21 protein-coding genes, 1 tRNA gene and 1 riboswitch are annotated in these 25176 nt (G+C 74.5%); of the genes, 14 read left to right on the top strand and 8 right to left on the bottom strand.

Translation table 11 applies throughout. The features are described 5' to 3' along the window. Window positions 1-978 precede the first annotated feature (978 nt). A tRNA-Met gene (locus tag HCN08_RS03070) sits at window positions 979-1052 on the top strand. Window positions 1053-1203: 151 nt separating this feature from the next. Then, complete coding sequence (locus HCN08_RS03065) at window positions 1204-2514, top strand: hypothetical protein (RefSeq protein ID WP_322974193.1); 1311 nt, start codon at window positions 1204-1206, stop codon at window positions 2512-2514. Between the two features lie 47 nt (window positions 2515-2561). Here the strand turns inward: HCN08_RS03065 and HCN08_RS03060 are convergent, their stop codons facing one another. Beyond that, window positions 2562-2954: a CBS domain-containing protein gene (locus HCN08_RS03060; RefSeq protein ID WP_167981285.1), complete on the bottom strand. Its 393-nt coding sequence runs from the start codon at window positions 2952-2954 to the stop codon at window positions 2562-2564. A gap of 160 nt (window positions 2955-3114) precedes the next feature. Continuing rightward, complete coding sequence (gene hisN, locus HCN08_RS03055) at window positions 3115-3912, bottom strand: histidinol-phosphatase (RefSeq protein WP_167981284.1); 798 nt, start codon at window positions 3910-3912, stop codon at window positions 3115-3117. Window positions 3913-4059: 147 nt separating this feature from the next. Here hisN and HCN08_RS03050 point away from each other — a divergent pair, with 147 nt between their 5' ends. Further along, window positions 4060-4605 carry a TetR/AcrR family transcriptional regulator gene (locus tag HCN08_RS03050; RefSeq protein WP_167981283.1) on the top strand — a complete coding sequence of 182 codons (546 nt, stop codon included), beginning with the start codon at window positions 4060-4062 and terminating at the stop codon, window positions 4603-4605. Between the two features lie 160 nt (window positions 4606-4765). On the opposite strand, the gene HCN08_RS03045 is transcribed toward HCN08_RS03050, so the two are convergent. From HCN08_RS03045 to HCN08_RS03030, 4 genes are all read right to left on the bottom strand, one after another. Beyond that, window positions 4766-5089 carry a DMT family transporter gene (locus HCN08_RS03045; protein ID WP_167981282.1) on the bottom strand — a complete coding sequence of 108 codons (324 nt, stop codon included), beginning with the start codon at window positions 5087-5089 and terminating at the stop codon, window positions 4766-4768. A 98-nt stretch (window positions 5090-5187) separates the two neighbouring features. Further along, complete coding sequence (rsgA, locus tag HCN08_RS03040; protein WP_167981281.1) at window positions 5188-6204, bottom strand: ribosome small subunit-dependent GTPase A; 1017 nt, start codon at window positions 6202-6204, stop codon at window positions 5188-5190. Window positions 6205-6207: 3 nt separating this feature from the next. Further along, window positions 6208-7608 (bottom strand): 3-phosphoshikimate 1-carboxyvinyltransferase, encoded by a 1401-nt coding sequence (aroA, locus tag HCN08_RS03035; protein WP_167981280.1) that lies wholly within the window; start codon window positions 7606-7608, stop codon window positions 6208-6210. Between the two features lie 99 nt (window positions 7609-7707). Next, on the bottom strand, window positions 7708-8421 hold the full coding sequence (locus tag HCN08_RS03030; protein ID WP_167981279.1) for a M50 family metallopeptidase: 714 nt from the start codon (window positions 8419-8421) through the stop codon (window positions 7708-7710). A gap of 127 nt (window positions 8422-8548) precedes the next feature. Between HCN08_RS03030 and HCN08_RS03025 the strand changes: the two genes are divergently transcribed. The 7 genes from HCN08_RS03025 to def all read left to right on the top strand — a co-directional run bounded on the left by HCN08_RS03025 (window position 8549) and on the right by def (window position 14503). After that, window positions 8549-9364 carry an SOS response-associated peptidase gene (locus HCN08_RS03025; RefSeq protein ID WP_167981278.1) on the top strand — a complete coding sequence of 272 codons (816 nt, stop codon included), beginning with the start codon at window positions 8549-8551 and terminating at the stop codon, window positions 9362-9364. Beyond that, the gene (locus tag HCN08_RS03020) at window positions 9364-10200 is read left to right on the top strand and encodes an alpha/beta family hydrolase (protein ID WP_240969737.1); all 837 of its coding nucleotides are present in this window, start codon (window positions 9364-9366) and stop codon (window positions 10198-10200) included. The genes HCN08_RS03025 and HCN08_RS03020 overlap by 1 nt, the downstream gene beginning before the upstream one ends. A gap of 290 nt (window positions 10201-10490) precedes the next feature. Continuing rightward, the gene (locus HCN08_RS03015; protein ID WP_167981632.1) at window positions 10491-11156 is read left to right on the top strand and encodes a sigma-70 family RNA polymerase sigma factor; all 666 of its coding nucleotides are present in this window, start codon (window positions 10491-10493) and stop codon (window positions 11154-11156) included. Then, window positions 11153-11506: a mycothiol system anti-sigma-R factor gene (gene rsrA, locus HCN08_RS03010; protein ID WP_167981277.1), complete on the top strand. Its 354-nt coding sequence runs from the start codon at window positions 11153-11155 to the stop codon at window positions 11504-11506. The genes HCN08_RS03015 and rsrA overlap by 4 nt, the downstream gene beginning before the upstream one ends. 180 nt (window positions 11507-11686) lie before the next feature. After that, window positions 11687-12403 (top strand): HD-GYP domain-containing protein, encoded by a 717-nt coding sequence (locus HCN08_RS03005; RefSeq protein WP_322974192.1) that lies wholly within the window; start codon window positions 11687-11689, stop codon window positions 12401-12403. A 337-nt stretch (window positions 12404-12740) separates the two neighbouring features. Beyond that, window positions 12741-13742 carry a tetratricopeptide repeat protein gene (locus HCN08_RS03000; RefSeq protein ID WP_167981275.1) on the top strand — a complete coding sequence of 334 codons (1002 nt, stop codon included), beginning with the start codon at window positions 12741-12743 and terminating at the stop codon, window positions 13740-13742. A 125-nt stretch (window positions 13743-13867) separates the two neighbouring features. Continuing rightward, on the top strand, window positions 13868-14503 hold the full coding sequence (def, locus tag HCN08_RS02995) for a peptide deformylase (protein ID WP_167981274.1): 636 nt from the start codon (window positions 13868-13870) through the stop codon (window positions 14501-14503). Between the two features lie 246 nt (window positions 14504-14749). Here the strand turns inward: def and HCN08_RS02990 are convergent, their stop codons facing one another. Both HCN08_RS02990 and HCN08_RS02985 read right to left on the bottom strand, forming a co-directional pair. Beyond that, window positions 14750-15796: a ribonucleotide-diphosphate reductase subunit beta gene (locus HCN08_RS02990; RefSeq protein ID WP_167981273.1), complete on the bottom strand. Its 1047-nt coding sequence runs from the start codon at window positions 15794-15796 to the stop codon at window positions 14750-14752. Then, on the bottom strand, window positions 15796-18171 hold the full coding sequence (locus tag HCN08_RS02985) for a ribonucleoside-diphosphate reductase subunit alpha (RefSeq protein ID WP_167981272.1): 2376 nt from the start codon (window positions 18169-18171) through the stop codon (window positions 15796-15798). Before HCN08_RS02985 ends, HCN08_RS02990 begins: the two co-directional genes overlap by 1 nt. A gap of 170 nt (window positions 18172-18341) precedes the next feature. Continuing rightward, window positions 18342-18452: riboswitch (cobalamin riboswitch) on the bottom strand. Window positions 18453-18725: 273 nt separating this feature from the next. On the opposite strand from HCN08_RS02985, the gene nrtS reads away from it, so the two are divergent. The 4 genes from nrtS (at window position 18726) to HCN08_RS02965 (ending at window position 25128) form a co-directional block, all read left to right on the top strand. Then, window positions 18726-19064 (top strand): nitrate/nitrite transporter NrtS, encoded by a 339-nt coding sequence (gene nrtS, locus HCN08_RS02980; protein ID WP_206318304.1) that lies wholly within the window; start codon window positions 18726-18728, stop codon window positions 19062-19064. A 134-nt stretch (window positions 19065-19198) separates the two neighbouring features. Continuing rightward, the gene (locus HCN08_RS02975) at window positions 19199-20194 is read left to right on the top strand and encodes a hypothetical protein (protein ID WP_167981271.1); all 996 of its coding nucleotides are present in this window, start codon (window positions 19199-19201) and stop codon (window positions 20192-20194) included. 126 nt (window positions 20195-20320) lie between these two features. Next, the gene (locus HCN08_RS02970; RefSeq protein WP_167981270.1) at window positions 20321-22174 is read left to right on the top strand and encodes an HSP90 family protein; all 1854 of its coding nucleotides are present in this window, start codon (window positions 20321-20323) and stop codon (window positions 22172-22174) included. A gap of 2 nt (window positions 22175-22176) precedes the next feature. Beyond that, a complete protein-coding gene (locus HCN08_RS02965) occupies window positions 22177-25128 on the top strand; it encodes a tetratricopeptide repeat protein (RefSeq protein ID WP_167981269.1) in 2952 nt (983 codons plus the stop codon). Window positions 25129-25176 lie beyond the last annotated feature (48 nt).

Genomic DNA, 25176 nt, shown 5'->3' with positions numbered 1-25176 from the left:
CCCAGGGGCGCGCGGGGTTGCCCTTTCAGCCGGCCACCGGCCGGTGGTCCGGTTCGGATCTAAGAGCCCCTTTGGGTGGGTGGCGATGTGCGGGCCGGTTGCTGGCTTGTCGCGCAGTTCCCCGCGCCCCTGAAAAAGCACCCTGCGGCGCAGCCGCAAGCCCCCGCCGGCTGGGCGCCTGGACGTCGGACGTCAACCACCAGGGGCGCGGGGAACTGCGCGCGCAACCGGTCACCGGCCGGTGGTCCGGATCGGACCGAAGAGCCCCTTCGGGTCGGTGGCGACGTGCGGGCTGGTTGCTGGCTTGTCGCGCAGTTCCCCGCGCCCCCGAGTGGCAACGTCCGACGCGGGCGTAACCCCCGCTGGGCTTGGCTCACTTGGCGCGGGACGCCGACTACCAGGGGCGCGGGGAACTGCGCGCGCAACCCACCACCGGCCGGTGGTCCGGTTCGGACTGAAGAGCCCCTTTGGGTGGGTGGCGATGTGCGGGCCGCGTGTGGCTGGTCGCGCAGTTCCTCGCGCCCCTGAAAATGCACCCGGCGGCGCAGCCGTAGCTCCGCTGGGGTGAGCCCCGCTTGGCGCGGGACGCCAACCACCAGGGGCGCGGGGAACTGCGCTCCCCCAGAGCTTCGCCTGGGAGGTACCCCCAACCGGCCACCGGCCGGTGGTCCGGATCGGACCGAAGAGCCCCTTTGGGGCGGTGACGACGTGCGGGCCGGTTTCTGGTTGGTCGCGCAGTTCCTCGCGCCCCTGAAAAGCAGCGCCCGGCGCAGACGCAACCCCCGCCGGTCGCGCCCGCGCGGCGGCAGGCGCACGGCAAACAGAGCCCCCTGGGGCGCGCCCGCGGCGCGAGCCGCAGCTCCTGCGTGGGAGCGCACATGCGGTGGCGGGCGCGCAGCACGTGCGGGTTTGGGTGGGGGAGCCCCCGGAGGGATTTGCGTTGATCGAAAAGGGGGGGCTAAGGTTGAGGCACAACGACGCGGGGTGGAGCAGCTCGGTAGCTCGCTGGGCTCATAACCCAGAGGTCGCAGGTTCAAATCCTGTCCCCGCTACTACGTGGTACTGAAGGCCCAGAGGCGCACGCCTCTGGGCCTTCGGCGTTTGTTCTCCTTTGGGCAAAGACCGGGCATATCAGGTGGAGGCGGGCACGGGGGCGGTAATGCTGAAGAGAGGATGAGCTGACGGATCCTCAGGAGGCCGGACGTGTGGCGGTGGTGGTGGGGGCGGCGGGACCGGGGGCTGGAGGTCGCGGCGTTGTGGGCCGGGTGGTGCGGGGCGGCCGGGGGTGGGGGGTCCGGGGAGGTGGAGGCGCTGCTGGGGCGGCTGCTCGCGCTGCCCGCGCAGGGGGCGGCCACCGAGCGGCGGGCCGCGCTCACCGCGCTCACGCAGGCACCGCCGCGGCTGCTGCTGCTCCTGGACCGCGCCGCCCGCCGCGAGGGCGGCCTCGCGCCGGGCCAGGCCCCCGGCGGGGATGTGCTCGGGCTGCTGCTGCGCTCCTTCGCGGCGGACGGCCACGTCAGGCAGGCCGCCGTCGAGGGGCTGGCGTGCCGCGGCGGGCCCGCGGCGGTCGCGGGGCTGGCGCTGCGCAGCGCCGACTGGGTCGACCCGGTCCGCAGCCGCGCCACCGCGGCCCTGCTGGCGCGCAGCGCCCCGGAGGAGGTCGCCGCCGCGGTACGGGTGCTGCTGCGGCTGGAGGGCCGCAGCCGGGCCCGCGCGCTGCTCGCGGACTACCGCGGCCTGCTGTGCCGCCCACCGCATCGCAGGGCGCTGCGGGCGCTGGCGGCGGACGGCGACCGGGCGGCCCGCCGGTTCGGCATGGCCCTCGCGCTGGAGCTCGGCGAGTACGGGTGCGGCGACCTGCTGCATGCCGCGCTGTGCGACCACGACCACGAGTGCCGCACCCTGTGCGCGCAGCGCCTGCTGGACCTCGACCCGGGCCAGGCGGACCGGCTGCTCCAGGCCCGGGACGCGGCCGTACGGGAACTGGCCGTCGCGGCGCTGCCCGCGGACGTGCCGGCGACGCGGCTGGTGGCGCCGCTGGCGGACCGGGCGCGCCGGGTGCGGGCGACGGCCCGCTGGCAGCTGTACGGGCGCGGAGAGCCGCCCTCCGCGGTCTACCGCAGGCAGCTGGGCCGGGCGGGCCGGACCACCCCCGTACGGCTGCTGGCGGGCCTCGCGTACGGCCTGGGGGAGTGCGGTGACGCGGCGGACGTCCCGGCGCTGATGCGGCTGCTGGACCCGCACCGCCCGGCAGAGGCCGCGGTGCGCCGGGCGGCGGTGCACGCGGTGGGGCGGCTCGCGCCCCGCGAGGAGCTGGTACGGCTGCTGCGCCCGCTGGCCCGGGACCCCGACCCGGCGGTGGCCCGCGAGGTCTTCGAGGCGTGGGCCCTGCGCGCCCCCGCGGCCGTGCCGCCGGAACTGCGCCGCAGCGGCACGGCCCACCCCGAGCCCGCGGTCCGCCGCGCCGCCGCGCGCATCGGCCGCGGCCTCACGGCGGCACCGGCCGGCGGATGAGACCCCGGGCGGGAACCCTGGCGGGAACCCGGGCGAAACCCCGGCCCCTACGCCGGGATCGCGGACTTCAGCGGCGCCCAGCAGCGGATGATGTCCCGGACCGAGACGACCCCGGCCGGGTCGCGCCCGTCGAGCACGATCAGATGGCGGAAGCCGCCGCGGACCATCGCGTTGGCCGCTTCCTCCAAGGTCCACTGCGGCGCGGCGAAGACGACGTCGGTCGTGGTGTGGGCGTGGGCCAGCTCCTCGTCGGGGCTCATCCCCGCGCCGACCGCGTTGAGGACGTCGCGCTCGGTGAGGATGCCGAGGCCGCAGGTGTCGGGGTCGAAGACGATGGCCGCGCCGACCTTGCGGGCGGACATCAGCTGGGCGGCCTGGCGGAGAGTGTGGGCGGGGCCGATGGTGAGTACCACCGTGCTCATCGCGTCGCGGACCAGCATGGACGGGCACCTCCTGGGGTGTGCCGGGCCGTGCGTGAAGCACTTCACAAATTCACAAGCGCCGGCACTTTCATGGTCACACGCACCCTCGCGGCGGACAAGGGGGCGCGCACAGCCCGTGGCCCGCGCGCGGTTGCGCGACGGACCGTCACGCGCGCCGTCACGCGCCACCCAGATAGCCCAGCAGCTCCTCGTGCAACAGCCCGTTCGACGCCGCCGCGTTGCCGCCGAACGGCCCCGCCACACCCTCCAGCGACGTGAAGCGCCCGCCCGCCTCCCGCACGATCACGTCGTTCGCCGCCATGTCCCACAGGCTCAGCTCCGGCTCGGCGCAGATGTCCACCGAGCCCTCGGCGACCATCATGTACGGCCAGAAGTCGCCGTAGCCGCGGGTCCGCCAGCAGGTGCGGGACAGGTGCAGGAAGCCGTCGAGGCGGCCCAGTTCGTCCCAGCCGGTCAGCGAGGAGTAGCCGAAAGACGCGTCCTCCAGCCGGCCCACCTGCGAGACCCGGATCCGGCTCGCGGACGACAGGCTGCGCCCGGTGTACGCGCCCGCCCCCTTCGCCGCCCACCAGCGGCGGCCCAGCGCCGGCGCGGACACCACGCCGACGACGCCCTCGTCGCCCTGCTCGCCGCGCACCACCAGCGCGATGAGCGTCGCCCACACCGGCACCCCGCGCACATAGTTCTTGGTGCCGTCGATCGGGTCGACGATCCAGCGCCGCGGCCCGCCGCCCTCGCTGCCGTACTCCTCGCCGAGCACCGCGTCCCGGGGCCTGGCGCGGGCGAGCTGACCGCGGATCAGCTCCTCGGCCTCCTTGTCGGCCTCGCTGACCGGTGTCAGGTCCGGCTTGGTCTCGACCTTCAGGTCGAGCGCCCGGAAGCGGGCCATGGTCGCGGCGTCGGCGGCGTCGGCCAGCACATGGGCCAGCCGCAGGTCGTCGGTGTAGTCGGGCATGGCCGAACAGTAGCGCGGCGCCCGGCCCGCCAGTCGTGACGCGGCACCTTGACAGCGTCCGACGGCCGCTCAATTCTCCGAGGACGGCCGTCCGTCCGACACACCGCCACCTTCGCGGTGGCCCGGGGGTACCGCCAGGAGGCGCCGATGCCCACCGTGCGAGACGCACTCATGGACGCGGCCTTCGCCGCGCTCGGGAGCCGCCCCTGGGAGGCGGTCCGCATGACCGACGTCGCCGCGGCGGCGGGAGTCTCCCGGCAGACCCTCTACAACGAGTTCAGCAGCAAGGACGGCCTGGCCAAGGCCCTGGCCCGGCGGGAGGCGGAAGCCTTCCTCAGCGGCCTGGAGGGCGCGCTCACCGCCGCGTGCCGCGCGGGGGCCGACGCCGGGGACTGCTTCGCGGCGGCGGCCGGCTGGACGCTGCGCTCCGCCCGGCGCAGCCCGCTGGTCCACGCCGCCCTCACCCGCTCCGGGCCCGGCGCCCCCGCACCCGGCGCGGGACTGGTGGCGGCCGTGCACGCCCGCACCGTCGCCGCCCTCGTCCGCGGCCACCCGGGTCTGCACCCGGAGGACGTCGGCTGGGCGTGCGAGGCGGCGCTGCGGCTCACGCTGTCGTACGTGATCGCGCCGGCGGCCGACGACCGCGAGTCGTGCGCCCGGGTCGCCCGGCTGGTCCGCAGCCTGCTGGCCTGACGAACCGCCGCCCGAACACGCGCCCGGCAAGAGACGCAGGCTCACCAAATAGGCGCAGCCGCGGCAATACGCACAGGGCGTGGCTCTATGCGCGGGGCTCCGCAATACGTGCAGGGCTCGGCAATGGGCCACGGCCCGGCCATACGCGGCGCCGCCGCGCTCAGTGCGAGGAGCCGGAGATCTGCAGCCCGATGACGCCGACGATCACCAGCGAGATCGACGCGAGCTTCAGCGACGAGACCAGGTCGCCCAGGAAGGCCATGCCGTAGATCGCGGTGCCCGCGGCGCCGATGCCGGTCCACACCGCGTACGCCGGGCCGACGTCCAGTTTCTTCAGCGACAGCGTCAGCAGCCCGAAGGAGCCGAGCGCGAAGATGCAGAAGGCGACGGTCGGCCACAGCCTGGTGAAGCCGTGCGAGAGCTTCAGGCAGACCGCGAAGCCGGTCTCGAAGAGACCCGCGACCACCACCAGGAGCCAGGCCATGCCGGCGCCTCCGTTTCGGCTCGATTCGGCGCGTTGCGCACATGCGGTGTCGATCATCACACATGCCCAACCGATGTGAAGCGGCCCAACGGTACCGGTCAGTCGCCCTCGCGGCGCTCGCGGGTCGCCAGCAGGCGGCGCAGCGAGTCCAGCCGGGCCGGTTCCGCGTGGCCTTCGGCCACCCACGCGTCCAGCGCGCAGTCCTTCTCGTCGTGCGAGCAGCCGCGCGGGCAGTCCGCGGTGCCCGGCTCCAGGTCGGGAAAGGCGTGGATGACGCGGGAGGGGTCGATGTGGTGCAGCCCGAAGGACCGTACGCCGGGGGTGTCGATGACCCAGCCGGCCGAGCCCTCGGGCCCGTCGGAGGGCAGCGGCAGCGCGAGCGCCGACGTCGTGGTGTGCCGGCCGCGCCCGGTCACCGCGTTGACGTGGCCGGTGCTGCGCTGACGCTCCACCAGGGCGTTGACCAGCGTGGTCTTTCCGACGCCGCTGTGCCCGACGAAGGCGGTGACGCGGTCCGCGAGCCGCTCGCGCACCTCCTCCACGCCGCCGGTCAGCAGCGTGTCGCGGGTGGTCACGACGTAGTCCAGGTCGAGCGTGCCGTACGTCTCCAGCAGCGGCTCGGGCGAGGCCAGGTCGGACTTGGTGAGCACCAGCAGCGGGCGCAGCCCCGCGTCGTAGGCCGCGACCAGGCAGCGGTCGATCATCCGCGGGCGCGGCTCGGGGTCGGCCAGCGCGGTGACGATGGCCAGCTGGTCGGCGTTGGCGACGACGACCCGCTCGAAGGGGTCGGTGTCGTCGGCGGTGCGGCGCAGCACCGAGCGGCGCTCCTCCACCCGGACGATCCTGGCCAGCGTGTCCTTCGCGCCGGACAGGTCGCCCACCACCGCGACCCGGTCGCCGACGACCGCGGACTTGCGGCCGAGCTCGCGGGCCTTCATCGCGGTGACCTCGTGGCCGCCGACCAGCACGGTGATCCGGCCGCGGTCGACGGTGAGCACCATGCCCTCGGCGGCGTCGGAGTGCTGGGGCCTGATGTTGGTCCGCGGGCGGCTGCCCTTGGGGTTGGGGCGGACCCTGATGTCGTCCTCGTCCGGGTTCTTGCCGTAGCGCCGCACCGCTCAGCCCCGTCCCGCCGCGGGTCCTGCGGCCCGGCCGTCGGCCGCCGCGGAGCCGCCGGTGGCGTCGCCCTCGGCGACCGCGGGGGTGTCGCCGAGCATCGCCGTCCACAGCGCGGGGAAGTCCGGCAGCGTCTTCGCGGTCGTCGCGACGTTCTCCACCCATACGCCCGGCACGGCCAGGCCCAGTACGGCCGCGGCTGTCGCGAGCCGGTGGTCGTCGTAGGTGTGGAACTCGCCGCCGCGCAGCGGGCGCGGGCGGATCCGCAGGCCGTCGGCGGTCTCGGTGACGTCGCAGCCGAGCGAGCCCAGCTCCTTGGCGAGCGCGGCGAGCCGGTCGGTCTCGTGCAGCCGCAGATGGGCGATGCCGGACAGGTGCGACGCGTCCTCGGCGAGCGCGGCGACCGCGGCGATCACCGGGGTCAGCTCGCCGACGTCCCGCAGGTCCGCGGTGATGCCGCGGATCCGGCCGGTGCCGCGGAAGGTCAGCCCCTGGTCGCCCAGCTCGCACCGGCCGCCCATCCGGGTGAAGATCTCCCGCAGCGCATCACCCGGCTGGGTGGTCCGGCGCGGCCAGCCCGGGACGGTGACCCGGCCGCCGGTGACCAGCGCGGCGGCCAGGAAGGGCGCGGCGTTGGACAGGTCCGGCTCCACCGTCAGGTCCCGGCCGAGCAGCGCGCCCGGGGTGACCCGCCACACGTTGCGCGTACCGCCGTCCTCGGGGGCGTCCACCCGGGCGCCGGCCTTGCGCAGCATGTCGACCGTCATCCGGATGTGCGGCACCGACGGCAGCGCGTCACCGGTGTGCCGCAGCTCCAGGCCCTTGTTGAAGCGCGGGCCCGACAGCAGCAGCGCGCTGACGAACTGCGACGAGGAGGACGCGTCGACGTCCACCGCGCCGCCGGTCAGCGACCCGGCGCCGTACACCGTGAGCGGCAGCGAGCCGCGGCCCTCGTCGTCTATCCGCGCCCCGAGGCCGCGCAGCGCGTCGATCACGCCGTGCAGCGGGCGCTCGTACGCCCTCGCGTCGCCCTCGAAGCGGACGGGGCCGTCGGCGAGCGCGGCCACCGGGGGCAGGAAGCGCATCACCGTCCCGGCGTTGCCGACGTCGACCGTGGCCGGGCCGTACAGCCCCGCGGGGATGATCCGCCAGGCCTCGCCGCCGTCCGGGTTGACCGTCTCGTCGATCTGCACGCCCATGGCGCGCAGGGCCTCGGCCATCAGGACGGTGTCCCGGCTGCGCAGCGGGCGGCGCACCCATCCGGGTTCCGCGGAGTGCGCGGCCAGCACCAGGGCGCGGTTGGTCACCGACTTCGATCCCGGCACCGTGACGGACGCGTCAACGGCGCCCGGCGCGGTGGGGGCGGCCCACCAGAGGGGGGAGTGCGCGGCGCTGTCGCTCATGAGCCCCAGCGTAGTGGCTCAAGGGAGGGGAGATAAGTTGGCGAATGCGCCGAAACCTCCCGGAAACAGGAGGTCACCGGCCCGGAGCAGAGCGCGCGCTCAGCGCTCCAGCAGCCACCGGGCACCGCCGATCAGGCAGCACAGGGCGACGGCGTGGAAGAAGAACAGCCACAGCGTCGCCGGCGTACTGGTCAGCCGGGCCAGCTGGTCGGCGTCCGAGGAGCGGCTGCGGTCCCGGCGGCGGCTGCGCTGCAGCTCGGCGACCGGCCGGGTGCCGCCGGCCAGCAGGAACCACACCACCAGATACGCGAAGGCCGCCTGGACCTGCGCTTTCGTCAGCCAGGACACCAGCAGGAAGAGCGCCCCGGTCAGCACGACGGTCAGCGCCCCGTACGCGTTGCGGATCATCACGAGCATCACCAGGAGCAGCGCCGTCGCCCCCCACAGCAGCGCCGTTATGTGCCCGGCCGCGAGCAGCGCCGCACCCGCCAGGCCCAGCAGCGGTGGCGCCGTGTAGCCGGCCGCGGCCGTCAGCACCATGCCCAGGCCGTGCGGTTTGCCGCGGGAGACCGTCAACCCGGAGGTGTCCGAATGCAGCCTTATGCCGTCGAGCCGCCGCCCGCTCAGCAGCGCCACCAGGCCGTGGCCGCCCTCGTGGGCGATCGTGACGGCGTTGCGCGCCACCCGCCACGTACCGCCGGAGAGCACCGCGGCCACCGCCAGCAGCGCGGTCGCGCCGATCAGCCAGCGCGGCGGGTCGGTCTGGGTCCCGGTGAGCCGGTCCCACATCTCGCTGATGTCCGCGACGTTCATCCGGTGCCCGTTCCCTTGCCGCCCGCTGTGTGCCTCATGCCCGTCCGTTCCCGCTTCCGGCCCGTTTTTCGTACGCCCGTGCGAGTCGACTGCCGTCCCGGCCCGCAGGCGTGGCAGTCTGGCACCCATGTGCGGTCGATATGCGGCGAGCCGGAAACCCGAAGATCTCACGAGCGTCTTCGACGTCCAGAAGTGGGAGCCCGCCGAGGCCCTCGCCCCGGACTACAACGTGGCGCCCACCAAGGACGTCTATGTCGTACTGGACCGCCCGGTGAAGGACTCCGGTTCCCCGGATCCGGTACGGCAGCTGCGCGTGCTGCGCTGGGGCCTGGTGCCGTCCTGGGCCAAGAGCCCCGACGTCGCCTTCAAGATGATCAACGCCAGGGCCGAGACCGCCGCGGAGAAGCCCTCCTACCGGCGGGCGCTGGCCTCCCGGCGCTGCCTGATACCCGCCGACGGCTACTACGAGTGGATGACGGACGCCGCCGAGCGCGAGCTGGAAGAGAAGGGCCGGCGCAAGCGGTCCCGCAAGCAGCCGTACTTCGTCACGCCCGCCGACGGCTCGGTCTTCGCCATGGCCGGGCTGTACGAGTTCTGGCGCGACCGGACGCTGCCCGACGACCACCCGCGCGCCTGGTGGACGACCTGCACGGTGATGACCACCGCCGCCGAGACCACCGCGCTGGCCGGCTACGACGGCCACGGGCCGCGCGCGCTGGCCGACATCCACCCCCGCATGCCGCTGATGATGCCGCGCGACCGCTGGGACGCCTGGCTCGATCCGGCCACCACCGACACTGACGCGGTCCAGCACCTGCTGGAGCCCCCGCCGCCCGGGCTGCTGCGGGCCTACCCGGTGGGGACGGCGGTCAGCAACGTCGCCAACAACGGCCCGGAGCTGCTGACCGAACTGGAGGGGCCCGAGGAGGAGACACTGTTCTGATGGACGACGCACCGGCCGGCCGGCCCCGCGGCGCACGGCGCCCCGCCCCCGCGGACGAGCCCGCCGCCCCTGCGGCCCCCGCCGCACCCGCACCCGCAGCCGCCGCTGCCGCACCCGCGCCTGCGGCAGCCCCGCCCGCGCCGACCCGTACCGAGCAGCCCGACACCCCCGCCGGGCCCGCGCGGATCACCTGGTTCGCCCCCGCCCGGCCCCGCAGCGTGCTGGCCCTCGGGCACGGCGCCGGCGGCGGCGTCGAGGCGCAGGACCTGGCCGCGCTCGCCGCCGCGCTGCCCGCGGCCGGGGTCGCGGTGGCGCTGGTCGAGCAGCCGTGGCGGGTCGCGGGGCGCCGGCTCGCCCCCGCGCCCAAGACGCTGGACGCCGCGTGGAGCGCCCTGTGGCCGGCGCTCGCCGCGCCGGGGCTGCCCGTCGTCGCCGGCGGGCGCAGCGCCGGGGCCCGGGTGGCGTGCCGTACGGCCGCGGGGCTCGGCGCCGCCGCCGTGCTCGCGCTGGCCTTCCCGCTGCACCCGCCGGGCCGCCCGCAGTCCTCCCGCGCCGCCGAGCTCACCGAGGCCGCCGCGGCGCTGCCGCTGCTGGGCGTGCAGGGCGGCAACGACCCCTTCGGGTACCCCGGCGAATTCCCCGCGGACCACCTGCCGGTGGAGGTGCCGTACGCCGACCACGGCTTCACGGTGCCCAAACGCGCCCCCGTCACCCAGCAGGACGCGCTCGGCCGGCTCACCGGCGCCGTCATTGACTGGCTCGCCGGCCTCGGCCTCGGCCACGCCGCCGCCCGCCCCGGCACCGGCCCCACCACCGCACCCACCGGCCGGGAATGACCGCACCGGTGGCGGCGTTGTGCCTGGCGTCGGACCGAGAAGCAGTGACGCAACTGCTGTGACGAAGCTCTGGTGAAAGAGGCACCCGCATGGTTTCAGCCGCATGCCGGCCCCGCGCCGAGGCAACCGCCCGGCAGACGGCCCCGGCACCGTTCGTGGACTGGGCCGCCTGGCCCGCCGGCGGTGACGGCAAGGACAGTGGCAAGGGCGGACCGGGCGTGTCCCTCGCCGGTGCAATATCCTCCGAGACGAGCGTGTCCGCTTTGGGACTCGCCGGCGTTTCTGAGGAGGTGGGTCCGGTCACCGGCACCGACGACAGCACGGCGGGAACCGCGGGTGCGTCCGGTCGGGAAGCAGCCGAGAGCAGCGCGGAGCGCACCGAGCGCTTCGAGCGGGACGCCCTCGGGTTCCTGGACCAGATGTACTCGGCCGCGCTGCGGATGACCCGCAATCCGGCCGACGCCGAGGACCTGGTGCAGGAGACGTACGCCAAGGCGTACGCGTCCTTCCACCAGTTCCGCGAGGGGACCAACCTCAAGGCCTGGCTCTACCGCATCCTTACCAACAGCTTCATCAACTCCTACCGCAAGAAGCAGCGCGAGCCGCTGCGCAGCGGCTCGGAGGACATCGAGGACTGGCAGCTCGCCCGCGCCGAGTCGCACATGTCGACGGGTCTGCGCTCGGCGGAGTCGCAGGCGCTCGACCACCTGCCCGACTCCGACGTGAAGGCGGCGCTCCAGGCGATCCCGGAGGAATTCCGTATCGCGGTGTATCTCGCGGACGTCGAGGGCTTTGCCTACAAGGAGATCGCGGACATCATGGGAACGCCGATCGGCACGGTGATGTCCCGGCTGCACCGCGGTCGCCGTCAGCTGCGCGAGCTGCTCGAGGACTACGCCCGTGACCGGGGACTGGTCCCGGCGGGCGCGGGAAATGAGAAGGGCGCGGATTCATGAGTTGCGGCAACGCGCATGAGACGGACTGCTCGGAGGTGCTCGACCACCTCTACGAATATCTCGACAACGAGATGTCCGACGAGTCGTGCACGAAATTCCGGCAGCACTTCGAGGAGTGCCACCCCTGCCTGGAGAAGTACGGCCTGGAGCAGGCCGTGAAAAAGCTGGTCAAGCGGTGCTGCGGCTCCGACGAGGTCCCCACCGACCTGCGGTCGAAGGTCATGATGCGCATCGAGACCATCCGCGCGGGCGAGGCCGCGGCGGCCTCGGCGTCCTCGGCGTCCCCATCGGCCTCGTCGTCTTCGGCATCCTCGGCGGCCTCGACCTCGGCCGCGGAGCCCGCCTCCTGAGTACGGCCGGCTGACCGCGCCGTCCTGATACGCCCGGGTTCCCGCCCGGGCGTCAAGGCGCCGCCACCCGGTGTAGTCCGAACGGGCGTAATACGGGCGTTCTCCACCCGGGCGCCCGGCCGGGTCGTAGGGTCAATGGGTCCGAGGGGACGTCGCCTTCGGATCAGGAGGCCGCTCGCCGTGCCGTTTCCGGACGCCCGCAGAAGAGGGCTCGCAGAATCCTTTCTCCCGCCGCTGCCCGCACGCCCCTCGCGCGCGGCGGCGCTCGTCGCCGCCATGCAGCTCAAGGACCCCTACACGCGCGGCCACGGCGACCGGGTCGGCGAGGCCGCCGCCCTCATCGGCGCCGAACTGCGGCTGCCCGCCGACGCCCTGCGGGACCTGCGGCTCGCCGGCACCCTGCACGACATCGGCAAGCTCGCCGTCCCCGGCTGCCTGCTGCGCAAGCCCGGCCCGCTGACCCCCGCCGAGCGGGAGACCGTCCAGCGCCATCCGCGGCACGGCTACGCCCTGGTGTGCGGCAGCGAGGTGCCCGCCGTGGCGCGGGTCGCCGTACTGCACCACCACGAACGCCTCGACGGCGGCGGCTACCCGCACGGCCTGGCCGGCCGGCGCATCCCCTGGCCGGCCCGCATCGTGTCGGTCGCCGACGCGCTCGACGCCATGACCTCCACCCGCAGCTACCGCCCCGCCCGCCCGGTCGCCGCCGCGCTCGCGGAGCTGCGGCGGTGCGCCGGCAGCCAGTTCGACCCCGCCGTCGTCTCCGCGCTCGCCCGCGCCCTGGCCCGCCACCCCTGGCCGCCGCCCGCCCTGCCCGGCACTCCTGCCGCTGCCGCCACGCCCGCCGCTCCCGTATCCGCTCCGGCCGCGCACGGCGGCGCGTCCTGCCGCATGTAGGCCGTTCGCAAGCGGTGCGCGCGGGCCGCGCGTGGCCGGGACTCACCCGGGTGCCGGTGGAGCCGCCCGCCCCGGCATGGTTGGATGCCCACGGGGATGGCAAGGAGGCAGTCAGAGGCCGCTGCGGGACGGCAGCGGTGGAGCGCACCGGGGCCGGGCTGAGACCGCGGCCGAAATGTGCGAGGTTGGTGTGTGTGGCCGCTTGTCCGACGACGTACGGGCGGTGAGCGCAGGGGCCGCATCCCGCAGGGGAGCGCCCCGACGGGGGACGACGTGAACGTGGTGCGGAAGGCGACGTCCTGGCAGTGATCGGCTGAGCGGGCAGGCGGTAACGACGTTGAAGATCTTCGGCAGAGTGCGGCACCGGCCGTCGCCCACCTGGCGGCAGGCCACCGACCAGGCGTTCTCACTGATCGACGACGGGCGCTACGAGGACGCGGGCGCGCTGCTGACCCGGGCGGCCGACCTGGAGCCGTGGCTCTCGGAGTCCTGGTACAACCTCGCGCTGCTGCACAAGTTCCGGCACGACTGGGCGCAGGCCAGGATCGCCGGGCTGCGCGCGGTGGCGCTGCTGGACCGGCCGGTCGGCGCGCCCGACTGGTGGAATCTGGGCATCGCGGCGACCGCGCTCCAGGACTGGCCGCTGGCCCGCCGCGCCTGGCAGGCGTACGGGCTGCGGATGCCGGCCGGCACCGCGGGCCGCGGCGGTGAGGAGTCGGCCCGGCTGCCGCTGGGCAGCGCCACCGTACGGCTGTCGCCGGAGGGCGAGGCCGAGGTGGTGTGGGGCCGCCGGCTGGACCCGTGCCGGGTCGAGGTGCTGTCCATCCCGCTGCCGTCGTCCGGGCGGCGCTGGGGCGAGGTGGTGCTGCACGAGGGCGTCGCGCACGGTGAGCGCTCCACCCCGGGCGGTGGCGCCGGCGGGGTCTACCCGGTCTTCGACGAGATCGAGCTGTGGGCGCCCTCACCGACCCCGACCTGGCTCGTCCTGCTCGAAGCCGAGGCCCCGGCCGACCGGGACGCGCTGGAACGGCTCGCGGCCGAGGCCGGCTACGCGGCAGAGGACTGGTCGTCCTCGGTACGGCTGCTGTGCCGCACCTGCTCCGAGAGCCGGATGCCCACCGACGACGGCTCCGCGCGCCGCGACCCGCACGACCACGGCGAGCCGGGCCACCCCGGCCACCTCAGCCACCTCAGCGACGCCGACGCCGGGCCGCTGTGGTCCCAGGAGCGCGAGTGCGGCATCGCCGCGCCGGCGGGGCTGGTGCGGGGCCTGCTCGACGGCTGGGTCGCCGACGCGCCCGACACCCGGGCCTGGCGGGACCTCGAAGAGGTGTGCTGAGGCAAGAGGCGTGCCGAGCCGAAGCCGTGCGCTGAGAGCGGGCGCTTTCGGCCCGCGTGGCAAGGGGACGCCGCGCGGGCCTTACCCTGGACGGATCGAGCAGACCCGGTCCTGGAAGGCGAAAGATGCCGCACACCGCCCACCCCGCCCCTCCGGAGGAGGGGGAGACGTTCGTCGACGACGTGACCGACGGCGCCGCCCGTGAGCAGGCGCACCGGGAGCGCGGCACCGCGCGGCCGATCACCGTGGTGGGCAACCCGGTGCTGCACCGCGAGTGCCGGGACGTCACCGACTTCGGCGACGAGCTGCTCGCGCTCGTCGACGACATGTTCGCCAGCCAGCGCGCCGCCGAGGGCGTCGGGCTCGCCGCGAACCAGATCGGCGTGGACCTGAAGGTCTTCGTCTACGACTGCCCCGACGACAACGACGTCCGGCACGTCGGCGCCGTGTGCAACCCGGTGCTCCAGGACCTGCCCGCCGACAAGCGGCACCTGGACGACTCCAACGAGGGCTGCCTGTCGGTGCCGGGCGCCTACATGGAGACCCCGCGCCCGGACTACGCCGTGGTGCGCGGCCAGGACCTGCACGGCAACCCGATCCTCGTGCAGGGCACCGGCTACTTCGCGCGCTGCCTCCAGCACGAGACCGACCACCTCTACGGGCGGCTCTACATCGACCGGCTCTCCAAGCGCGACCGCAAGGACGTGCTGCGCCAAATGGCCGAGGCCACCCCGAAGTTCGCGACCGTCCCGAACGACTAGGGCCTGTTTTAGAAGTAGCGTCGTCCCGCCCGTAAGGGCGGGGGCCGGAGGGGCTGGGTGCGTGCGATTGCAAGGCGGAGGGAGGAGAGCGCAGCGGGCTGCGCCGACGACCGACAACGCAGCAAGCGTGCGTGCCCAGCCCCTCCGGGCAGACGGGACTTCTAAAACAGGCCCTAGGCGGCGCAAAGGGGGCCGTACGCGCGACGTACCCTGCGCGTACGGCCCCCCGGCCGGTTCGTCCCCGGGCTAGAACTCCTCGTCCAGCGCCACCGAGCCCTCCACCGCCACCTGGTAGGCGGACGGCCGGCGCTCGAAGAAGTTCGTCAGCTCCTGCACACCCTGCAACTCCATGAAGGAGAAGGGGTTCTGGGAGCCGTACACCGGCGGGAAGCCCAGCCGGGCGAGCCGCTGGTCGGCGACGCACTCCAGATACGCCCGCATCGACTCGGTGTTCATGCCCGGCAGCCCGTCCCCGCACAGGTCGCGGGCGAACTGCAGCTCCGCCTCGACGGCTTCGCGCAGCATGTCGGTGACCTCCTGCTGCAACCGCTCGTCGAACAGGCCCGGGTCCTCCTTGCGGACGGTGTCGACGACGTCGAAGGCGAAGCTCATGTGCATCGTCTCGTCGCGGAACACCCAGTTGGTGCCGGTCGCCAGCCCGTGCAGCAGCCCGCGCGAGCGGAACCAGTAGACGTACGCGAAGGCGCCGTAGAAGAACAGGCCCTCGATGCAGGCCGCGAAGCAGATCAGGTTGAGCAGGAAGTTGCGGCGGTCCTCGTGGGTCTCCAACTGGTCGATCTTCTCGGCCCCCTGGCCGTCGAAGTTGGCCATCCAGCGGAAGCAGAACTGCGCCTTCTCGCGGATCGAGGGGATCTCCTCGACGGCGGCGAAGGCCGCGGCCCGGTCCACCGGATCGGGCAGGTAGGTGTCCAGCAGCGTCAGGTAGAACTGGACGTGCACGGCCTCCTCGAACAGCTGCCGGGACAGGTACAGCCGCGCCTCGGGCGAGTTGATGTGCTTGTAGAGGGTCAGCACGAGGTTGTTGGAGACGATCGAGTCGCCGGTGGCGAAGAAGGCCACCAGCCGCCCGATCAGGTGCTGTTCGCCCGGGGTGAGCTTGGCGAGGTCGGCGACGTCGGAGTGCAGGTCGACCTCCTCCACCGTCCAGGTGTTCTTGATCGCGTCCCGGTAGCGCTCGTAGAAGTCCGGGTAGCGCATGGGGCGCAGGGTCAGTTCGAAGCCCGGGTCGAGCAGGTTCTTCACGCCGCGCGCGGTTTCGGGTGTGGTGGTCATTACTGGCAGGCCTCGCAGGACTCGGGGTTTTCCAGGGAGCACGCGACGGCGTCGGCCGCCGGCACGGGGGAGGGGGAGGGAACGGCGGACGGGGCGGGCACGCCCTGCGCCGCGCGGGCGATCCGGGTGGCGGGGCGGGACCGCAGGTAGTACGTGGTCTTCAGGCCCTGCTTCCAGGCGTAGGCGTACATCGAGGAGAGCTTGCCGATGGTCGGCGTCTCCAGGAACAGGTTCAGCGACTGGCTCTGGTCCAGATACGGGGTGCGGGCCGCGGCCATGTCGATCAGGGCGCGCTGCGGCAGCTCCCACGCGGTGCGGTAGAGCGCCCGCACCTCGGCCGGGATCCAGCCGAAGCCCTGCACGCTGCCGGCCGACTCGCGCAGCGCCTCGCGGCTCTGCGCGTCCCACACGCCCAGCCGCTTGAGGTCGGCCACCAGGTAGGAGTTGACCTGGAGGAACTCGCCCGACAGCGTCTCGCGCTTGAACAGGTTCGACACCTGCGGCTCGATGCACTCGTAGACGCCCGCGATCGAGGCGATGGTCGCGGTCGGCGCGATCGCCAGCAGCAGCGCGTTGCGCATCCCGTGCTCGGCGACCCGCGCCCGCAGCGCCGCCCACCGCTCGGGCCAGCTGAACTGCACGCCGTAGTGGTCCGGGTGCAGCACCCCGGCGGCGGTACGGGTGCGGTCCCACGCCGGCAGCGGGCCGCTCTTCTCGGCCAGGTCGCACGATGCCTCGTACGCGGCGAGCATGACGCGCTCGGCGATCCGGGTGGACAGGGCGCGGGCCTCGGCGGAGTCGAAGGGCAGCCGCAGCTTGAAGAAGACGTCCTGCAGGCCCATCACGCCCAGGCCCACCGGGCGCCACTTGGCGTTGGAGCGGCCGGCCTGCTCGGTCGGGTAGAAGTTGATGTCCACGACGCGGTCCAGGAACGTCACCGCGGTGTGCACGGTCGCGTCCAGCCGCTCCCAGTCGATGTCGCCGCCGGCGGTGACGAAGGCCGCGAGGTTGACCGAGCCGAGGTTGCACACCGCGGTCTCGGCGTCGTCGGTGACCTCCAGGATCTCCGTGCACAGGTTGGAGGAGTGCACGGTGTGGCCGGGCTGCGCGGTCTGGTTGGCGGTGCGGTTGGCGGCGTCCTTGAACGTCATCCAGCCGTTGCCGGTCTGCGCGAGCGTACGCATCATGCGGCCGTACAACTCCCGTGCGGGCAGGGTGCGCTGGGCCAGGCCCGCGGCCTCGGCGGCACGGTAGGCGGCGTCGAAGTCGGCGCCCCACAGGTCCACCAGCTGCGGCACGTCGGCCGGGGAGAACAGCGACCAGTCGGCGTCGGCCTCGACGCGGCGCATGAACTCGTCCGGGATCCAGTGCGCCAGGTTCAGGTTGTGGGTGCGCCGGGCGTCCTCGCCGGTGTTGTCGCGCAGCTCCAGGAACTCCTCGACGTCGGCGTGCCAGGTCTCCAGGTAGACCGCCGCGGCGCCCTTGCGGCGGCCCCCCTGGTTGACCGCGGCGACCGAGGCGTCCAGCGTCTTCAGGAACGGCACGATGCCGTTGGAGTGCCCGTTGGTGCCGCGGATCAGCGAACCGCGGGCCCGCACCCGGGAGTAGGGCAGCCCGATGCCGCCGGCGTGCTTGGACAGCCGGGCCACCTGCTGGTAGCGCTCGTAGATCGAGTCCAGCTCGTCCAGCGGGGAGTCCAGCAGGTAGCAGGACGACATCTGCGGGTGCCGCGTACCGGAGTTGAAGAGGGTCGGCGAGCTCGGCAGGTAGTCCAGCGCGCTCATCAGCCGGTAGAGCGCGGCGACTTCGTCCACCGCGGCGGCCGAGTCGTCCTCCGCCAGCCCCGCGGCGACCCGCAGCATGAAGTGCTGCGGGGTCTCGACGACCTTGCGGGTGAGCGGATGCCGCAGCAGGTAGCGGGAGTAGAGGGTGCGCAGCCCGAAGTAGCCGAAGCGGTCGTCGGCGTGCTCGGCGAGCGCCCGCTCGACCAGGCCGTCCAGGCGGGCGGCGTGCCGGGCGGTGAAGTCGGCGGTGCGGTCGGCGACCAGGCCCTCGCGGTGCCCCACCGCGATCGAGGCGGTGAAGGACACCGCGCCCTGCGAGGCCGCCTCCTCGGCGATCGTGCGGGTCAGCAGCCGGGCGGCCAGCCGCGAGTACGAGGGGTCCTCGGAGATCAGGCCCGCGGCGGACTCGGTGGCCAGCTCCCGCAGTTCGGCGGTGTCCGCGGCGGCGCTGCGCCCCCGCAGCGCGGCGGCGGCGACCCGGCCGGGGTCGGTGTCGGGGAGATCCGCACACAAGTCCACCAGCGTATGCAGCAGTTCGGCGCTGTGCGGCGCACCGGCGGTGGTGGCGGGTGCTTCTGGCGCGATGGTCACGGTGGTGCTTCTCCCTCGATGCGCGGCGGCGGCCACGCGGGGAGGGACGGAGGGGCCCCGCGGACGCCCCTCGGCGAGGGCATGCCGGACCGCGTCCGCAAGGCCCACTCCACGAGGCCCGGACACAAGCGGGACGCCGCGCGCGGCGCGCGTGCGTACCCCTGCCGGCAGGCGATCGGGCTCCGCCGCCGGGCACACGGGCACCCGGCAGCTCACCGTTGCGGGGCAGCGCCGGATTCGCACCGGCTTCCCCTGCGGGCAGCGGAGTGAGCATACATCTTGTGCCGGCTCATGTAGTCGCACCCACATGTTGTGTCGCCGTGTCGCTCTCGGTGCTGTATACGACACGGCCCAGGCGCCCCTTGGGGTCCCGGGGCAATCCGGGAGGCGCGGCTCGGCGCGCGGGCGCGGGATCGTGGTCGGTACACGTGCCGGGGGCACGCGGGACGCGACGGAACACCGAAACGGAACACCGAACGGAACGCCGACAGAAGGCAGACAGAACACCGCACAGAACGCGAGAGGGAACGCGAGACGGAAGGGGAGTACGGGACGTGAGCGCAACGCCTGAACGCAGTCGGGACGAGGGCTGGCGGCACTGGGGCACGGCGCTGTGCATGCTGCTGCACGGCCGCACCGCCCGGGTCGCGCTGCCGGTCGCGGCGGTCGTCGGCACGGTCCTCAGCAGCGTCAACCAGGCCGCGGTCATCGCCTCCGGCCACACCACCGCCGGCACCTGGATCCGGGTGGGCGTCAACTACCTGGTGCCGTTCCTGGTCTCCAGCTACGGCTATCTGACCGCCCGCCGGCTGCGCAGCGCCCTGCTCGAACCCCGCGTGGAGCGCCGGGTGGTGTGCGCCCCGCCCCGGGAGCGGGTCGCCGCCGGCCGCTGACGCCCCGCCGGCCGCCGCCCCCCGGCGTCCTCCCCCCGCGGCCCCCTGGCCCGCGTAAACCCTGTGGCAGCGGTGTCGGTGGCACCGCTTATCCTGCACCGGACGTTCACGCAGGACCAGGGGAGGGGCGCGTCATGCTCGGCAGGCTGTTCGGCAGAGGGGCGGGGAGTGGGCAGGCGGATCCGTACGCCCTGCCCGCGCCGCGCAGGCAGAAGAACGGGATGTACGAGCTGCGCGCGCTCGGCGACACGCGGGTGCTCGCACTGGTGGAGGCGGCCCGGGCCGGCGACTGGGAGGCGGTCAAGGCGGCCTCGGCGCCCTTCGACCTCGGCGGGCGCGACCACCGGGTGCTGGGCGAGCTGGCCGACGTCGACGGCGTGCAGGACTGGATCGGCCGGGCCGTCCAGGAGGACGAGGAGCACCGGGCCACCGCCCTGCTCATCTCCGGCGCGCGGCACGTGATCTGGGGCTGGGAGGCCCGCACCTCCGCGCGGGCGAAGCACGTCACCCGCGAGCAGTGGAAGGTCTTCGGCGAGCGGCTGACCGTCGCCGACGAACACCTGCTGCGGGCCGCGGAACTGCGCCCGGCGTGGATCGCGCCCTGGCGCCACCTGCTGACCTCCTGCCGCGGCATGTCGCTGGGCCGGGCGGTGGGCGAGGCCCGCAGGGACGCCGCCTTGCGCCGCGACCCGCTGGACCTGCCGAGCAACATCGAGTGGGTCTCCCAGCTCCAGCCGCGCTGGAGCGGCGAACCGGGCGAGGCGCTGGCCTTCGCCCAGGCCGCCGTCGCCGGCGACCGGGTGCCGGACGGCCACCGCCTGCACGGCCTGATCGCCTTCGCGTACGTCGAGGAATGGGTCGAGTCCGAGGTCCCCGACACCCTGGAACGGCCTGCCGTGCGCAAGGAGTTGCGGGAGGCCGCCGAGCGCGGCGTACTGCACCCCGACTACGAGCGCCGGCCGGGCTGGCAGTACGACTTCAACCTGTTCGCCATGGCCCTGTCGCTGGCCGGTGAACTCGCCACGGCCCGCCGGGTCTTCAAGGAGCTGGACGGCGCCATGACCGACCGGCCCTGGGGGTATTTCGCCGAGCCGCACAAGCAGTTCGCCCGCTTCCTGGCCCGCGCCTGAGCGCGCCGCCGGCCCGCCCGCCGGCCGCACCGCCCGCCGCCCGCACCGCCCACCGGGCCGCCGTACGTCCCGCCGCCTCCGCTGCCGGACCTCCCGGCGCCGTAACTCCCACCACCGGACTGCCCCATGACCCTGCCCGACATCCCCGCGACCCCGCCCGCCGACGCCGCCGACCGCACCTTCCAGGTGGACCTGCGCGGCCTGGTCGACCTGCTCTCCCACCACCTCTACTCCAGCCCCCGGGTCTACCTGCGCGAGCTGCTGCAGAACGCGGTGGACGCGCTCACCGCCCGCCGCACCCTGCAACCGGCCGCCGCAGCAGGCGAGTTCGGCATCCGGCTGTATGCCGACGGCTCCGTCGTCCGGGTCGAGGACGACGGGGTCGGCCTCACCGAGGCCGACGTCCACACCTTCCTGGCCACCATCGGCCGCAGCAGCAAGCGCGCCGACAAGATCGCCGAGCAACGCGGCGACTTCATCGGCCAGTTCGGCATCGGCCTGCTGTCCTGCTTCCTGGTCGCCGACGAGATCCACGTGCTCAGCCGCTCCGCCCGCACCCCGGACGCGCCCGCCGTCGAGTGGCGTGGCCGCGGCGACGGCAGCTACACCGTGCGGACGCTGCCCGCCGCCGCCCGCCCCCGCCCCGGCACCACCGTCACGCTCACCCCGCGCGCGGACGCCGCCGAGTGGACCCGGCCGGGCCGTGTGCACGCGCTCGCCCGGCACTTCGGCTCGCTGCTGCGCCACCCGGTGACCTTCGACGACGGCGCCGGCGGCCCGGCCGCCTCCGTCAACCCCGAGCCCGCGCCCTGGGCGGTCGGTCACCCCACGCCCGGCGCGCGGGCCCGGGCGCTCGCCGGATACGCCGAGGACGTCTTCGGCTTCACCCCGCTGGACACCATCGAGCTGGACCTGCCCGCGGTGGGCCTGAAGGGCATCGCGTGCGTGCTGCCCGAGACGGTGCCCGCCGGGCGCCGCAACGGCCACCGGGTGCACGTCAAGGGCATGCTGCTGTCGGAGCAGGCCGAGGAGATCCTGCCCGACTGGGCCTTCTTCGTCCGCTGCGTCGTGGACGCCGAGAGCCTGCGCCCGACGGCCTCGCGCGAGTCGCTGTACGAGGACGACACCCTCGCCGCCGTCCGCGACGCGCTCGCCGAGCGGCTGCGCGCCTGGATCGCCCGGGCCGCCGCGAGCGACCCCGACCTGCTCGGCCGCTTCCTCCAGGCCCACCACCTGGCCGTCAAGTCGCTCGCCGTGCACGACGACGAGATCCTGCGGATGCTGCTGCCCTGGCTGCCGTTCGAGACCACCGACGGGCACGTCACGCTGGACGAGTTCGCCCGCACCCACCGCACCGTCCTGGTGACCTCCAGCGTCGAGGAGTTCCGGCAGGTCGCCGCGATCGCCTCGGCGGCCGGCCTCGGCGTCGTCAACGGCGGCTACACCTACGACCGCGAACTGGTCCACCGGCTGCCCGAGATCAGGCCCGAGGCCGCCGTCGCCGGCCTCGACCCGGCGACGCTGACCGCCCACCTCGACCCGGTCGACCGGGAGACGGAGCTGGCCGCCGCGGCCTACCTGGCCCAGGCCCGCGACACCCTCGCCGTCTTCGACGTGGACGTGGCCCTGCGCACCTTCCAGCCCGCCTCCGCGCCCGCCCTGCTCGTCGACAGCCGCGAGGCCCGGCACGAGCGCACCCGCTCCCGGCTCGCCCGCGAGCAGGACGGCGGGCTGTGGGGCGACATCCTCGGCGCGCTGCGCCAGGAGGCGCCCAAGGCGCAGCTGATCCTCAACCAGCTCAACCCGCTGGTCCGCACCGCGGTCGCGATCACCGAGCCCGAGCTCGCCCGCACCAGCGCCGAAGCGCTCTACGGGCAGGCCGTGCTGCTGTCCCGGCGCCCGCTGCGGCCCGCCGAGTCGAGCCTGATCAACCGCTCCTTCCTCGACCTCCTCGCCCACGCCCTCCGCAAGGACAGCTGACGATGCCGATCGCCGCACCCCAGACCACCGACGAGCTGTACCAGGCGCTGGACGAGAACGCCGAGCGCCCCTTCGGCCGGGCCCGCACCGTCCGCGCCGAGGAACTCCTGGAGACCGCCGAGCAGTTCGCCGAGCCCGCGCCGCTCGTGCACGCCCTGTTCGAACTGCAGAAGGCGTATACGTACGGCTCGGAGCCGCGCAAGTCCCCGGTCGTCTTCGCCCGGGTGCTCACCCTCTTCGACGAGCAGCCCGACGTCTTCGACGAGCGGATGCGCCACCAGCTGTTCTGGCGCTTCAAGTGGGTCGCCAACGCGCTGGTCCAGCTCCCCGAGATCCCGCTGGACTCGCTGCGCCAGTGGCTGAAGGAGATGCGCGACCGCTACGAGAAGGCGGACCTGGGCCTCCAGCCGTACTACGGGCAGGCGTACGTCCTGGCCGCGCACATCGGCCGGGACAGCGCCGCCGCGTACGACCTGTGGGCCGCCCGCACCCGCACCCGGCTCAGCGACTGCGAGGCGTGCGAGATCTGCGAGCGCGCCCTGTACCACCTGACGGCCGGCGACGACGAGCGGGCGCTGGACCTGTGGGAGCCGGTGCTGGAGGGCAAGGAGTCCTGCCAGGAGGAGCCGGCCCGCTCCGTGTCGTACGCGCTGCTGCCGCTGCTGCGCACCGGCCGCGCCGAACAGGCCCGCGAACTGCACCTGTTCGGCTACCGGGCCTGCCGCCGCAACCCCTCGATGGCCGGCGAGGCCGGCCGGCACCTGGAGTTCTGCGCGCTGACCGGCAACGAGGCACGCGGCCTGGAACTGCTCGCCGAGAACCGGGTGCTGTTCGACGAGGTCGACTCGCCGCTGGAGCAGCTGGACTTCCTGACCGGCGTCGAGGTGCTGCTGCGCCGCGTCGAAGGGCTCGGCCACGGCGGGCTGCCCGCCGCCGGATACGCCGGGCGTGCCTGGACGGTGGCGGGCCTGCGCGCCGAGGTGGCCTCCCGCGCCGACGACCTCGCCGCCCGCTTCGACGCCCGCAACGGCACCGACACCCACGAGCAGCGCCGCCGGGCCCGGCTGGAGCGCGCACCGCTGCTGGACGCGCTCGAACTGACCCTGCGCACCCGTGCGCTGGACGACGTCGCGGCCCCCGCCGCCCCCGCCCCGGCCGCCGCGCCCGCCGCCGCCCGTGAGGCCGCCCTCCCCGAGGCGCTGCCCGAACTGATCCTGCGGGCCCGTGAGTTGGAGGACCAGGGCCACCCGGACGCGCAGGGCTGCTGGGCGCGGCTGCGTACGCTGGCCGCCGACCCCGGCTACGCCCACCCGGCCGACCCGGCCGTCGGCCCGCTCGCCCGGCTGCGCGCCGACCTGCTCGCCGACGCGGCCGACCAGGCGGGCGACAAGGACGACTTCGCCGCCGCCGCAGCGGGCCACGCCGAGGCCGCCGCCCTGTACGAGGAGGCCGGACTGCCCGGCCACGCGGCGGTCTGCCGGGCGTATGTGACGCTCGCCGAGGCCGAGTTGCCGGTCGAGGGCGACGACACCGGCGAGGCGAAGGCCGCTGCGCTGGGCGCCGCCCACACCGCGCTGGTCCGGCAGCACGAGGAGGCCGCGGGCCTCGACCCGCGGCAGGAGGCGCGGGTGCTGCGGCTGCGCGCGACGGCCCTGGCGCTGCGGTTCCAGGCGTCGGGCGACGAGGAGCACCTCGCGCCGGTCTTCGCCGAGACCGACCTGCTGGAGGAGTTCGCCCTCCGGCACGACATCCCCGTGCAGGTCTCCGGCGCCCGGCTGCTGCGGGCCGGCACCCACGCCGTCCGCGGCGACCTGCCCGCCGCCCGCACCGGGGCCGACGCCCTCGTCGGCCACCTCGCCGAGCACGGCCCCGCCTGGCACCTGCCCCGCACCCTGGGCCTGCGCGCCCGTATCCACATCGGCCTGGGCGACGCGCAGGCCGCGTACGACGACCTCACCGAGGCGCTGCGGCTTGCCGCCGACTGGCCCGCCCACGTCATCTCCACCGCCCGGCTGCGCAGCGACCTGGGCGAGACCGCGCTGCGGCTCGGCCGCCCCGAGGAGGCGCTGCGGCACCTGACGCGCGCGGCGGAGCAGGAGATGCGCACCGGCGACCGGACCGACGCCTTCGGCACGTACTGCAACGCCGCCCAGCTCAGCCTCGACCTCGGGCGGGTCGAGGACACCATCGCGCTGCTCGACTCGCTGCTGGTCGAACCCGACGTCGCCGCGGGGGAGTTGAACGACCGGCTGGTCGCGCAGCTGCGGCTGACCCGGGCCCGCGCGCTGCACGCCGGCGGCGACCTGAAGGCCGCCACCGCCGAACTCGCGGCGCTGGCCGCCGAGTCGGCCGAATGGGACGACGACCCGGGCAGCCACGCCATGATCGCCGCCGAGACGGCCGTACTGCTCGCCGAGTCCGGTGAGTTCGGCCGCGCCCGCGAGGCCGCCGACCAGGCCCTCGACGCGCACGCCAAGGCGCCGCGCCACGAGCAGCTCAGCAACTGCCTGCGCGAACTGGCCCGCCTCCAGGCCCAGCAGCAGGGCCCGGACGGTCTGGAGGCCGCCCGCGGCTTCCTCACCGACGCCGCCCGGGTCGCCGACGAGGCCCGCGAGGCCGGCTACGAGGCCCACGGCCGCTCCCTGGACACGGCGCTGGCCTACGAGCAGGGCCGCGTCCACGCCTACGCGGGCGCGTACGAGGAGTCGCTCGCGGCACTGGAGCAGGCCCTCGCCCTGCTCGGGGAGCCGGTCGCGGACGGGGACCGGGACACCGTGGGCGAGTGGGCCGAGTGCGTACGCCTCGCGGGCGCCGTCGAGGGCATCTACCTGGAGCGCCGGGCCCCCGCCCTGGCCCGCCTGGACCCGGCGGTGGCCCGGCTGACCGCGCTGGGCCGCACCGGCGAGGCCGAGCCGCTGACCGCCCTGGCCGCCCGGCTGCGCGACGGCGACTGACTGACGGCCCCCGGGGTGCCGGGGCGGCGGAACGCGCCGCCGCCCCGG

This window comes from Actinacidiphila epipremni, assembly GCF_012034175.1.
GTDB classification, from domain to species: domain Bacteria; phylum Actinomycetota; class Actinomycetes; order Streptomycetales; family Streptomycetaceae; genus Actinacidiphila; species Actinacidiphila epipremni.
The sequence above is the reverse complement of the archived record's forward strand: the minus strand, read 5'-3'. Positions and strand labels throughout refer to the sequence as shown.